General features: G+C 61.9%; 12 protein-coding genes and 1 riboswitch. Of the genes, 9 read left to right on the forward strand and 3 right to left on the reverse strand.

Annotation, left to right across the window (positions count from 1 at the left end; translation table 11 throughout):
* Positions 1-113 precede the first annotated feature (113 nt).
* The 4 genes from ACYG97_RS26040 to ACYG97_RS26055 all read left to right on the forward strand — a co-directional run bounded on the left by ACYG97_RS26040 (position 114) and on the right by ACYG97_RS26055 (position 5132).
* Positions 114-1127 (forward strand): carbohydrate ABC transporter permease, encoded by a 1014-nt coding sequence (locus ACYG97_RS26040; protein ID WP_023668891.1) that lies wholly within the window; start codon positions 114-116, stop codon positions 1125-1127.
* A 1-nt stretch (position 1128) separates the two neighbouring features.
* The gene (locus ACYG97_RS26045; RefSeq protein ID WP_023702525.1) at positions 1129-2283 is read left to right on the forward strand and encodes a carbohydrate ABC transporter permease; all 1155 of its coding nucleotides are present in this window, start codon (positions 1129-1131) and stop codon (positions 2281-2283) included.
* Positions 2284-2288: 5 nt separating this feature from the next.
* Positions 2289-3953 (forward strand): beta-galactosidase BglA, encoded by a 1665-nt coding sequence (gene bglA, locus ACYG97_RS26050; RefSeq protein WP_031261919.1) that lies wholly within the window; start codon positions 2289-2291, stop codon positions 3951-3953.
* Between the two features lie 66 nt (positions 3954-4019).
* On the forward strand, positions 4020-5132 hold the full coding sequence (locus tag ACYG97_RS26055) for an ABC transporter ATP-binding protein (RefSeq protein WP_023732603.1): 1113 nt from the start codon (positions 4020-4022) through the stop codon (positions 5130-5132).
* Between the two features lie 72 nt (positions 5133-5204).
* Here the strand turns inward: ACYG97_RS26055 and ACYG97_RS26060 are convergent, their stop codons facing one another.
* The 3 genes from ACYG97_RS26060 to ACYG97_RS26070 form a co-directional block, all read right to left on the reverse strand.
* On the reverse strand, positions 5205-5438 hold the full coding sequence (locus ACYG97_RS26060) for a DUF680 domain-containing protein (RefSeq protein ID WP_023715518.1): 234 nt from the start codon (positions 5436-5438) through the stop codon (positions 5205-5207).
* Between the two features lie 71 nt (positions 5439-5509).
* Positions 5510-5713, reverse strand: a complete 204-nt coding sequence (locus ACYG97_RS26065) for a DUF680 domain-containing protein (RefSeq protein WP_023668886.1) — start codon at positions 5711-5713, stop codon at positions 5510-5512.
* A 66-nt stretch (positions 5714-5779) separates the two neighbouring features.
* Positions 5780-5986: a DUF680 domain-containing protein gene (locus ACYG97_RS26070; RefSeq protein ID WP_023732602.1), complete on the reverse strand. Its 207-nt coding sequence runs from the start codon at positions 5984-5986 to the stop codon at positions 5780-5782.
* A gap of 499 nt (positions 5987-6485) precedes the next feature.
* Positions 6486-6687, forward strand: a riboswitch (cobalamin riboswitch).
* A 117-nt stretch (positions 6688-6804) separates the two neighbouring features.
* Between ACYG97_RS26070 and ACYG97_RS26075 the strand changes: the two genes are divergently transcribed.
* The 5 genes from ACYG97_RS26075 to ACYG97_RS26095 all read left to right on the forward strand — a co-directional run bounded on the left by ACYG97_RS26075 (position 6805) and on the right by ACYG97_RS26095 (position 11715).
* The gene (locus ACYG97_RS26075) at positions 6805-8052 is read left to right on the forward strand and encodes an aromatic ring-hydroxylating oxygenase subunit alpha (RefSeq protein ID WP_023732600.1); all 1248 of its coding nucleotides are present in this window, start codon (positions 6805-6807) and stop codon (positions 8050-8052) included.
* A 37-nt stretch (positions 8053-8089) separates the two neighbouring features.
* Positions 8090-9190: an FAD-binding oxidoreductase gene (locus ACYG97_RS26080; protein WP_023732599.1), complete on the forward strand. Its 1101-nt coding sequence runs from the start codon at positions 8090-8092 to the stop codon at positions 9188-9190.
* A 161-nt stretch (positions 9191-9351) separates the two neighbouring features.
* A complete protein-coding gene (locus ACYG97_RS26085) occupies positions 9352-9774 on the forward strand; it encodes a PqqD family protein (protein WP_023690259.1) in 423 nt (140 codons plus the stop codon).
* A 151-nt stretch (positions 9775-9925) separates the two neighbouring features.
* On the forward strand, positions 9926-10975 hold the full coding sequence (locus ACYG97_RS26090) for a hypothetical protein (RefSeq protein WP_023690260.1): 1050 nt from the start codon (positions 9926-9928) through the stop codon (positions 10973-10975).
* A complete protein-coding gene (locus tag ACYG97_RS26095; RefSeq protein ID WP_023690261.1) occupies positions 10972-11715 on the forward strand; it encodes a glycosyltransferase family 2 protein in 744 nt (247 codons plus the stop codon). Before ACYG97_RS26090 ends, ACYG97_RS26095 begins: the two co-directional genes overlap by 4 nt.
* Positions 11716-11741 lie beyond the last annotated feature (26 nt).

Here is an 11741-nt window from a genome sequence, read left to right on the forward strand (position 1 = left end):
CTTACGCCGGACCGATTTGCGTTCGTTCGTTCCAGAATAACTTAAATCGGCGCAGAGCCACATCGCCAGGGCTGTTCAAGGCCCGGCCGATCATGCGCAGGGAAGAGGGACCCATGGCTGCTCAGATCTTATCGGCCATTTTTGTCATCATCATCGGCGTCGGCGGCTGCGTCGCCTATTTCTGGGGCGCCAACAAGCTGGTCGACCTGATATTCCCGTCGCGCGGCGTGGCCGGGGCTGCGGCCATCGACAATCTGCGCCGGCAAGGACTGGTCCGTCCGTGGCTGTTCGTCGGCCCGGCGATGATCATCCTCACCGTCTACCTGATCTATCCGGTGGTGGCGACGCTCTGGCTGTCCTTCCTCGACCGCGGCGGCCAGCATTTTGTCGGCTTCGCCAACTATGAATGGGCGTTCGGCGACCGCGAGTTCCGCAACTCGATCCTGAACAACATCATCTGGCTGGCGGTGGTGCCCGCCGCCTGCACCTTTCTAGGGCTGATAATCGCCGTGCTCACGGACAAGATCTGGTGGGGCACAATCGCCAAGAGCCTGATCTTCCTGCCGCTGGCGATCTCCTTCGTCGGCGCCAGCGTGATCTGGAAATTCATCTACGAATACCGCGGCGAGGGCCAGACGCAGATCGGCCTGCTCAACGCCATCATCCAGTATTTCGGCGGCCAGCCGCAGGTCTGGATATCGCTGCCGTTCTGGAACAATTTCTTCCTGATGATCATCCTGATCTGGATCCAGACCGGCTTTGCCATGGTCATCCTGTCTTCGGCGTTGCGCGGCATCCCCGAAGAGACGCTTGAAGCCGCGGTCATCGACGGCGCCAATCCGTTCCAGATCTTCTGGAAGATCATGGTGCCGCAGATCTGGGGCACCATCGCCGTGGTCTGGACGACGATCACCATCCTGGTGCTGAAAGTGTTCGACATCGTGCTGACCATGACCAACGGCCAATGGAACAGCCAGGTGCTGGCCAATCTGATGTTCGACTGGATGTTCCGCGGCGGCGGCGATTTCGGCCGCGGCGCCACCATCGCCATCATCATCATGATCGCGGTCATCCCGATCATGGTCTGGAACATCCGCCAGGCGAACAAAGAGACGGGAGGACATTGAGATGGCCGTCGCGACCGGGAAGTCCTTTGCCAGCCGCTTCGGCGTCCACATCGCTGTGCTCGTCTTCGTCGCCATCTGGACCGTGCCGACGCTCGGCATCCTGGTCTCGTCACTGCGCGACAAGGACCAGATCATCGCCTCGGGCTGGTGGAACTCGTTCTCCAGCTCCAGCCAGACCGAAGCCGGCCGCCTGCCGCCGGCCTCGGCGCAGGTCGAGAAGGACGGCAAGTTCGTGCTTGCCGGCAATATCTTCGGCGACGGTGCTGCGCGCAACATCAGCGCCTTCGGCGTCAAGTCGGCGGCACCGACGCAATATCCGGCCGGCACCACTGCCGATCTCGGCGACGGCGTGACCTTGCAGCTCAATGCCGACGGAACGTTCGTCATGAGTTCGCCCAAGGCTTTCGAAGGCGACCGTGGCCAGCGCGTCTATTACGCCTCGTCGGCGCCACCGAAATTCACCACCGACAATTACCAGACCGTGCTGTTTTCGGAGGGCATCGGCCGCTCGTTCATAAACTCGCTGACCGTTACCATCCCGGCGACGGTCATCCCGATCCTGATCGCCGCCTTCGCCGCTTATGCATTGGCGTGGATGCGTTTTCCCGGCCGCGCCTTGCTGATCGCCACAATCATCGGCCTGCTGGTCGTGCCGCTGCAGATGTCCTTGATCCCGCTTTTGAAGATCTACAACGGCGTCGGCATCTTCTTCGGTGTGCCGTCGAAAACCTATCTCGGCATCTGGCTGGCGCATACCGGCTTCGGCCTGCCCTTCGCCATCTATCTCCTGCGCAGCTATATTGCCGGCCTGCCGCGCGAGATCATGGAATCGGCGCGCATAGATGGCGCCAGCGATTTCGAAATCTTCGTCAAGATCGTGCTGCCGCTGTCCTTCCCGGTGCTGGCGTCCTTTGCAATCTTCCAGTTCCTGTGGGTGTGGAACGATTTGTTGGTGGCAATGGTTTTCCTCGGTACCGAAGGGGACCAGATCGTGCTGACCGCGAAGCTCAACGCGCTGCTCGGCTCGCGCGGCGGCGACTGGGAAATCCTGACGACATCGGCCTTCGTCACCATTATCGTGCCGCTGATCGTGTTCTTCTCGCTGCAGCGCTATTTCGTCCGCGGGCTGCTGGCCGGCTCGGTCAAAGGAGGTTGAGACTTATGCAAGCCGCTTTGAAGGCGACCTCGAAGCCCGATCTCGCCGTCGATCGCGACTGGTGGCGGGGCGCGGTGATCTACCAGATCTATCCGCGCTCCTATCAGGACTCCAATGGCGACGGCATCGGCGACCTCAAGGGCATCATCCGCAGGCTGCCCTACATCGCCTCGCTCGGCGTCGACGCCATCTGGATTTCGCCCTTCTTCAAGTCGCCGATGAAGGATTTCGGCTACGACGTCTCGGACTATTGCGACGTCGACCCGATGTTCGGGACGCTCGCCGATTTCGACGCGCTGGTTGCGGAAGCCCATCACCTCGGCCTCAAGGTGATGATCGACGAGGTGCTGTCGCACACCGCCGGCATCCATCCATGGTTCAAGGAGAGCCGCGGCAGCCGTAGCAATCCCAAGGCCGACTGGTATGTCTGGGCCGACGCCAGGCCGGACGGCACGCCGCCCAACAACTGGCTGTCGATCTTCGGCGGCTCGGCCTGGCAGTGGGACACCAGCCGCCAGCAATATTATCTGCATAATTTCCTGTCCGAGCAGCCGGACCTCAACTTCCACAATCTGCAGGTCCAGGACGCGCTGCTCGACGTCACCCGCTTCTGGCTGGAGCGCGGCGTCGACGGCTTCCGCCTCGACACCATCAATTTCTACTTCCACAGCCAAGGGCTGGAGAACAATCCGCCGCTGCCGCCCGAAGAGCGCAACGACCAGACAGCACCTGCGGTCAATCCCTACAACTACCAGGACCATATCTACGACAAGAGCCGGCCGGAAAACCTTGCCTTCCTCGAACGGTTCCGGGCGCTGCTCGACGAATATCCGGCAACCGCCGCAGTCGGCGAAGTCGGCGATTCGCAGCGTGGGCTGGAAGTGGTCGCCGCCTACACCGCCGGCGGCAAACGCGTCCACATGTGCTATTCCTTCGATTTCCTGGCGCCGGAAAAGATCAGCGCCGCCAAGGTGCGCCAGGTGCTGGAAGCCTTCGGCAAGGTCGCCAGCGACGGCTGGTCGTGCTGGGCATTTTCCAACCACGACGTGATGCGTCCGGCCTCGCGCTGGGCCGCCGACGAGGCCGACCCGGCTGCCTATCTGAAGGTTATCTCGGCGCTGCTGATGTCGCTGCGCGGTTCGGTCTGCCTCTATCAGGGAGAGGAGCTTGGGCTGGGCGAAGCCGAGTTGCAGTTCGAGGATCTGCAGGACCCCTACGGCATTCGCTTCTGGCCCGAATTCAAGGGCCGCGACGGCTGCCGCACGCCGATGGTGTGGGATGCAACCGCCAGCAATGCCGGCTTTTCGACGGCCAAGCCCTGGCTGCCGGTGCCGGGCAAGCACTTGTCGCAAGCGGTCAATGTTCAGCAGGGCGACGCGGCCTCGCTGCTCGAGCACTACCGGCGCTTTCTCGGTTTCCGCCGCCAGCATCCGGCCCTGGCCAAAGGCGATATCGAGTTCATCGAAAGCGAGGGCGACACCGTCGCCTTCACCCGCCGTGAGGGCAATGAGCAGATCGTCTGCGTCTTCAATCTGGCCAGCAAGCCGGCCGAGGTCGATCTCGGTGGTCAGGCGCTGCTGCCATTGGCCGGGCACGGTTTTTCGGGACAATCCGGCACAGGTTCCATCCGCCTCGGCGGCTACGGCGCCTGGTTCGGGCGCATCGACTGAGTTTTTGACGAAACTGGATTTTTTGAGGAAATCCAGGTTCTCTAGGGAAATCACTGGGAGGAAATTATGGCCGATGTCACGCTGAGACAGGTGAAGAAATCATACGGCAATCTGCACATTCTCCACGGCATCGACCTCGACATAAAGTCGGGCGAGTTCATCGTCTTCGTCGGCCCGTCGGGTTGCGGCAAGTCGACCTTGCTGCGGTCCATCGCCGGGCTTGAGGAGATCACCTCCGGCGAGCTGAAGATCGCCGGCGAGGTGGTGAACGACGTGCCGCCTTCCAAGCGCGGCATTGCCATGGTGTTCCAGTCCTATGCGCTCTATCCGCACATGACCGTCTACGACAACATGGCCTTCTCGATGAAGATCGGCAAGGAAAGCAAGGCCGAGATCGACAAGCGGGTGCGGCAGGCCGCCGAAATCCTGCAGCTGACCAAATATCTCGACCGCCTGCCCAAGGCGATGTCGGGCGGCCAGCGCCAGCGTGTCGCAATCGGTCGCGCCATCGTGCGCAATCCGAAAGTGTTCCTGTTCGACGAGCCGCTGTCGAATCTCGACGCGGCGCTGCGCGTCGCGACCCGCATCGAGATCGCCAAGCTCAAGGAATCGATGCCTGCCACGACCATGATCTACGTCACCCACGATCAGGTCGAAGCGATGACGCTCGCCGACCGCATCGTCGTGCTGAAGGATGGCCATATCGAGCAGGTCGGCACGCCGATGGACCTCTACAAGAAGCCCGGCAATCTGTTCGTTGCCCAGTTCATCGGCTCGCCGGCCATGAACATCCTGCCGGCGACAATCGACAGGACGGGCAACCCGACAATCGTCAGCCATGTCGGCGGCCGCAAGGCAACGGTGCCGATCGCAACGCCGGCGTCAGCAAGGGGTGCGGCAGTCAGCTTCGGCGTGCGGCCGGAGGATCTGTCGGCCGCCACCGGCGCGGAATATCTTTTCGAGGGCGTGGTGGACTATGTCGAGCAACTCGGCGAGGTGCAGCTTGTCTATGTCGATATCGGCCGCGCTGACCTGCCGTTGGTGACCAAGCTGCCCGGCAATGTCGAGGTCAGGCGCGGGGCAAAGCTGCGACTGACCGCAGATGCCGGGGACCTGCACATCTTCGACGCCGATGGGCACTCCTTCTCGCTGAAGCCGGTGGAAGTGAAGGCGGCTTGAGATAGCTGCGTCGTACAGGCATGAAAAAAGAGCGGCGGGCCAGGCCCGCCGCTCTTTTTTAAGCTTCGGCTATTAGTTGTTGCCGAACCGATCCCTGTCGCTGCTCTGAGGAACGAACTTCTGTTGGTCGTTCGACGAGTTCAGCAGCTTGTAGACCGCCGAGTTGGTGCCGGTCGACGAAGTGCGGGTGGTGTCGACGGCAGCGGCCGGCTGGTTGGCGCCATTGGAGCCATAATTGTCGCTGCCGGCAAAGGCAGCGCTCGAAACAGCCAGAACGGCTGCGGTGGCAAGAACGATCTTCTTCATTTTAGTCTCCTGAATTTTTCTGATGCCGCCAGCTGCAGCAGATAAGCCCGCCACGTGCCGGAAACCGGCTTTTAGCGGCCGAAAAGGTTACGGTCGGCACCGTGGGCAGGCGCCTGCTCGGCTGGAGCCGACTTCTCAACCGAAGCCGTATGGCCACTATCGGTCGACGTAATCGCAGGCTGGTTGGCGCCGTTCGAACCGTAGTTGTCGCTGCCGGCGAAAGCGCTACCGGAGATGGCCAAAACGGCGGCGGCAGCAAGGATGATCTTTTTCATTTCAAATACTCCTGAATTTTTTGGGATCCCGAGAGCGACGGGTTAGCCGTCCTTCTTTGGTCGGGATCAGCGATTGCCGTAGAGGTCGCGGTCGGCGCCCTGAACGACAGGCTGCTTGTCAGCGTGCGCCGGCTTCTGAATGGAAGCCGTATACGAGCTGTCGACCGAGACGGCTGACTGGTTCGCACCATTGGAACCGTAATTGTCGCTACCGGCGAAGGCGCTGCCGGTGACCGCCAAAACGGCTGCGGCAGTGAGGATGATCTTTTTCATTTTTAGTACTCCAGTTTGTCTGTCCGTCTAGCGGCGTGTCTTGGGAGGAATTCGCGTCGATCGGACAGCCCCGATGTGGGAAAGCCATAGGCTGGTTTCCAATCACGAAGTTGTTCCGTGTGGACCACGGTCCTGCACCTTGAAATTGTGCCAGGAAGTTCCTCTATGGTCATTTATCGCATTGTTTTCAGTCGCTTATGCCGAACCGAGTGGTTCGCTCCGACGTCGGTTTCCGGGCCGTCGTCCACACCGTCCTGCACGCATTGTCAACAGAAACGAACCGTTCGGTTCGATTAGAGATTGCTAATAGTAACTTTTCGATACCGTTGAGCCATTTTTGCCCGCGATCGAACTGGATCGGCAGCGATTCGAAACGGCGATGATGGCGTCGCAAGAAACGTCTCAGCTCTTTGACCGGGGGCGGGGGGCGTAAGCCGCGCGTGTCGCGCCGCATGGATATGATGTCGCTTTCATGCCGACGTCGCGATCGCTGCCGTGATTAGATGATCGCATCTCAGGTGCCGCTTCGTGACGACGCAGCGGAGAATTGGGAAGCCGGTCAGAATCCGGCGCTGCCCCCGCAACGGTGGTGGAGTTCAAGTCGCAACGGGAGACCACTGGGCAAGAGCCTGGGAAGGTGTCGCGATGGTCCGCAAGGACAACTCCAGAGCCCGGAAACCAGCCGGAGATGCCTAGACTCGACTGATCGCGGTGGGCGGTCAAGAGGTGGATAGTGCATGTCCGGCGCCGCGCCGGCCTGCGTCCGATCCTTCCTCCATCACCACCAAGTTCAGTCCTTAAACCACGAGGACAGAACTATGGATACGCGCAACGACATGCTGAGGCTCCTGAACGGCCGCAAGCAAGGCTTTTCGCTGGAACAGCCCTTCTACACCGACCCGGACTATTTCAAGCTCGACATGGAGCTTATCTGGTATCGCGACTGGCTGTTCATCGGCCATGATTGCGAACTGCCGAAGCCCGGCAGCTATATCACCGTGCAGATCGGCGATTATCCGGTGGTGCTGGTCCGCGACCAGAAGGGCAACATCAACGCCTTTCACAATTCCTGCCGCCATCGCGGCAGCCGTGTCTGCAACACTGAGAAGGGCATGGCGGCAAAGCTTGTCTGCCCCTATCACCAGTGGACCTACGAGCTGGACGGCCGGCTGCTGTTCGCCCGCCAGATGGCCGACGGCTTCGACAAGAGCCAGTTCGGCCTGAAGCCGGTCGCCTGCGAAAGCGTCGGCGGTTACATCTTCATCTGCCTGGCGAAAGAACCTGCCGACTTCGCGCCGATGCGCGCCATGATCGAGCCCTACCTCAAGCCGCACCGGCTGAGCGAAGCCAAGGTCGCCTTCGAGAGCACGATCGTCGAGAAGGGCAACTGGAAGCTGGTCTGGGAAAACAACCGCGAATGCTATCACTGCGCCGGCAATCATCCGGAGCTGTGCAAGACCTTCCCGGAAGCGCCGACGGTGACCGGCGTACAGGGCGCCGACAGCGATCCGGAGATGCTGGCGCACTGGGCGAAATGCGAGGCGGCGGGCCTGCCGAGCAAGTTCCGCATCGATCCGGCCGGACAGTACCGCGCCACCCGCGCGCCGCTGCTGCGCGATGCCGTCAGCTATACGATGACGGGCAGGTGCGCGGTGACGAAGAACCTCTCCGACACTGTTGCCGCCGACCGCATCGGCACCTTGATGCACTACCACTATCCGACGACCTGGAACCACATCCTGATCGACCATGCGGTCACCTTCCGGGTGCTGCCGATCAGCGCCACGCAAACCGCGGTGACGACCAAGTGGCTGGTGCACAAGGATGCGGTCGAGGGCGTCGACTACAACCTTGAAGAGCTCACCCACGTCTGGACCGAGACCAACGACCAGGACCGCCGCATCGTCGAGGAAAACGCCTTCGGCATCCTGTCGCCGGCCTATGAGCCCGGCCCCTATTCGGAGCTGCATGAGGGCGGCGTGATCCAGTTCGTCGAATGGTACGCGGCCTTCATCGGCCCGCGCCTTGCCGAAGGCGGCCGGCCGGCGCTGCGCAGCGTCGCGTGAGCTGGAGCAGGCGAAGAGGGACCAGAGGATGAATGCGATGACGGATCTTGGGCTCTATCGCCATCTCGACCAGATGGCGCCGTGGAACGATAGGCTGCAGGTGCTGGAAGTGATCGGCGTCAGCGACGAGGCGCCCGACGTCAAGACCTTCACCTTCCGCTCCGACAACCAGACCTGGTTCCGCTACAAGCCGGGCCAGTTCCTGACGCTGGAACTGCCGACACCGGACGGGCCGCTGATGCGCACCTACACGCTGTCGTCGTCGCCATCGCGGCCGTTTTCGATCGCGGTGACGATCAAGGCGCAGGCCGGCAGCATCGGCACGCGCTGGATGTTCGACCATCTGGCACCCGGTTCGCACGTCAAGGCCTATGGACCGGCGGGCGACTTCTCGTTGCACAGCCACCCGGCGGCCAAATACCTGTTCATTTCGGCTGGCTCCGGCGTGACGCCGATGATGTCGATGCTGCGCTGGCTGAACGACTGCGCGCCATGGACCGATGTCGGTTTCGTCAACTGCGCGCGGCGTGCCGAAGAGATCATATTCCGCAAGGAACTCGAACTGCTCGGCGGCCATATGCCCGGCCTGTCGCTCGGCTTCATGATCGAGGAACGTTCCAGCCGCGAGGGCTGGTACGGTCATATGGGGCGCATCGACGCGATCCGGCTGCCCTTGCTGGCTCCGGATTTCCGCGAGCGCGAAATCTTCTGCTGCGGCCCCGATCCGTTCATGCGCGCCGTGCGCGGCATGCTGGATGCCGCCGGCTTCGACATGACGAAATACCATCAGGAGAGCTTTGCCGCGCCTGTGGTGGAGGAAATTCCGGCGCCGATTGCCTCCCCGGTCGAGGACGGCATCGCTGCACCTGTCGAAGCCGTGACGCCGATCCGCTTCTCGCTTTCGGAGGTCGATGCCGAATGCGTCGCCGGCCAGACCGTGCTGCAGACCGCGCGCAGCTCGGGCGTGCGGATTCCCGCCGCCTGCGAGTTCGGCCTGTGCGGCACCTGCAAGGTGAAGAAGGTCTCCGGCGAAGTCGAGATGAGCCACAATGGCGGCATCCTCGACCACGAGATCGATGACGGTTTCATCCTTGCCTGCTGCTCGAAACCGTTGTCGGCGCTCGAAATCGAGGCTTGAGCCGGTCGACTTCGCCGCAACGGTCGCCGACGCAGGCGTTGTGTTCGCGGGTCTTTGTCTTGCCAAGCATAGGCCGAGTGATTTAGACGCACTTAGGAAGGGCTGGCAGACCGTGAAACCGGCGCATCCCTTCATGAGCGCATGGAACGGGGGACAGAGCGATGCAACAGCGGGTCTACGCGGTCGCAAGCAAGGACATCGTTTTCGAATCATTCGATGGCGAAGCCGTCGTTCTCGATCTTTCGAACGGTAAGTATTTCGGCTTTTCCGATTCCGGCAGCCGGGTCTGGCAGGCTTTGTCGTCCGGCGTCGCCACTGAAGCGCTGGTCGGAGCTGCCGCGGGCGCCGCAAAAATAAGCCTGGCCGACCTCGAAAGCTTCGTTGCCCGACTGCTCGATTTCGGGTTGCTTGCGCCAGCCGAAACACCGGCGCAACCGCTTTCAGGCGAGCTGTCGGCCGCGCTTGCTGCCAGCAATGAGCCGCTCAAGGTCGAGGTCCATGACGACCTTGCCGATCTCATCATTGTCGACCCGATCCATGAGGTCGAGGAACCTCTCGGCTGGCCGGCGGTGAAACAGGCATAATCGTTTCCCTAAAGCGCGTCGCGTTTGAACGGACTCAGGCGACGCGCTTAGATCTTTGATTTTATGCATATCGTCGTCTCAAAACCGGGGCCGCCCCGAGCGACATGCATCAGGCGACCCGGCGCAATTCTGGACGCTGAACAACCAACACATGCCTTTGATCACGCTGCAAACCCTGCCGGATTATGCCCGCCATGTGCTGGCGGCCGCGGAAAGCGCCGCCGCCTTCTATCCCGTTGCCGCCAGCGTCCGGTTGCCGGGGCTGGACCTGAGTGTCCATCTCGACCATGGCACGCTGGCAGATACCATCGGCCATGCCTTCATACCGGCTCCGGGCAATCCGTCTGCATCTGACGGCTGCCGCATTTTCGTCGCCCACCCGGGCATCGATGGCGTCCCCGCCCCGGGCACCTGGGGCCGAGGCGATTACAACCATCATGCCTTTGCCAACCGGCTGGAAGAGGCCGGATTGCGCGGCAGCTACTATCATGACCTCGACTTCTGGCAGTTCCATGATCCGCAACGCCATGTCGGGGCGCAGCTGATGATGTCGGCCAAGGCCTTTCCGCCATGGGAACAAGGGGCGCCGCTGCGCGCCTTCCTGCATTGGGAATATGCGGCGCGCGGCATGCGGCTTACCCATGCCGGCACGCTGGGCATCGATGGCAAGGGCGTGCTGCTGGCGGGCTCTGGCGGAGCCGGCAAATCGGGAACGGTCGTCGCCGGCCTGCTCAATGGGCTCGATAGCGTCGGCGACGACTATGTGCTGATCGACCGGACCGAGGGGGTGACGGCCTATCCGCTGTTTGCCACGCTCAAGCAGGATCCGGAGGGCTTCAGGCGGCTGAAGCTGGAGGAGCGGCTAGAGTCGTACCAACCGCTGAACTGGCAAGGCAAGCATGCCTTTCACATCGACGAGATCGCGCCTCGACCAACTCCTGCAAGTCTGGACATTATTGCTTTGATAGTGCCCCATATCAGGGGAGGTGCGAGAAGCTCGGTCATGCCCATATCGCGCAAGGATGCCATGATTGCCCTGGCGCCGTCCGGCATCGTGCAGATGCCGGGCGAACGGGAAGCGGGCTTTCGCTTTTTCAGCGAGCTTACCCGCGACCTGCCATGCTACCGGCTGTCGCTGGGGACCGAGCCGCGCGAGATCGCCGGCACGATTGCGGATTTCGTCCTTCGGGGCGCTGCATGAAGTTGAGCATCATTGTGCCGGTGTACAATCGGGAGATCTATGTCGTTTCGACGTTGCGGTCCCTGCTCAGGCAACGCGACGATGCCGATCTCGATATCATCGTTGTCGACGACGGCTCGACGGACAGCTCCGTTGAAGCAGTCCGCGCCATCATGCGGGAAGCGTCGCGCATCCGCCTGTTCCAGCAGGCCAACCAGGGCGTGGCCAACGCGCGCAACACAGGGCTGAAGCAGTTGCTGCCGCAAACCGAACTGGTGTCGTTCCTGGATTCGGACGACGTCTCGCCGGCTGGACGATTCAAGGCTGGCCTACCCCTGTTCGCGGCCGACCCTGCGCTCGAGCTGACCTACTCGCTGATGACGCGCGTCGATCTCATGGATGACGAAGCCCTGCAGCCGGCGCCGGGCGGCGCAGGTCGTACCGTGCGCGGCGTCAGCCTTAGTGCCGGGATATTCCGCAGGGCACTCATCGACCGTACCGGTGCTTTCGACGAGGAGTTCCGGCAGGGCGAAGACGCCGACTATCTGCTGCGCATTTTCGAAACCAGCCCAAAGCACATTTTTCCCGACACCGTCGCGGTATACTACCGGCGCCACCCCGGCAATTTGACCAAGCAAAGGGATGTGGCGGTGCGCGAATATCTACGTGTAATTCAGAAATCCTTGCGGCGGCGCAAGGCCGATCCGTCGCGGCGCCCGGTCGAGGGGCTTTTCGAGATCAAGCGCCCGGCAGAGTGGTGAAAGAATGAACAGATCACAGCCTGGAA

Source organism: Mesorhizobium sp. W067 (genome assembly GCF_054719525.1).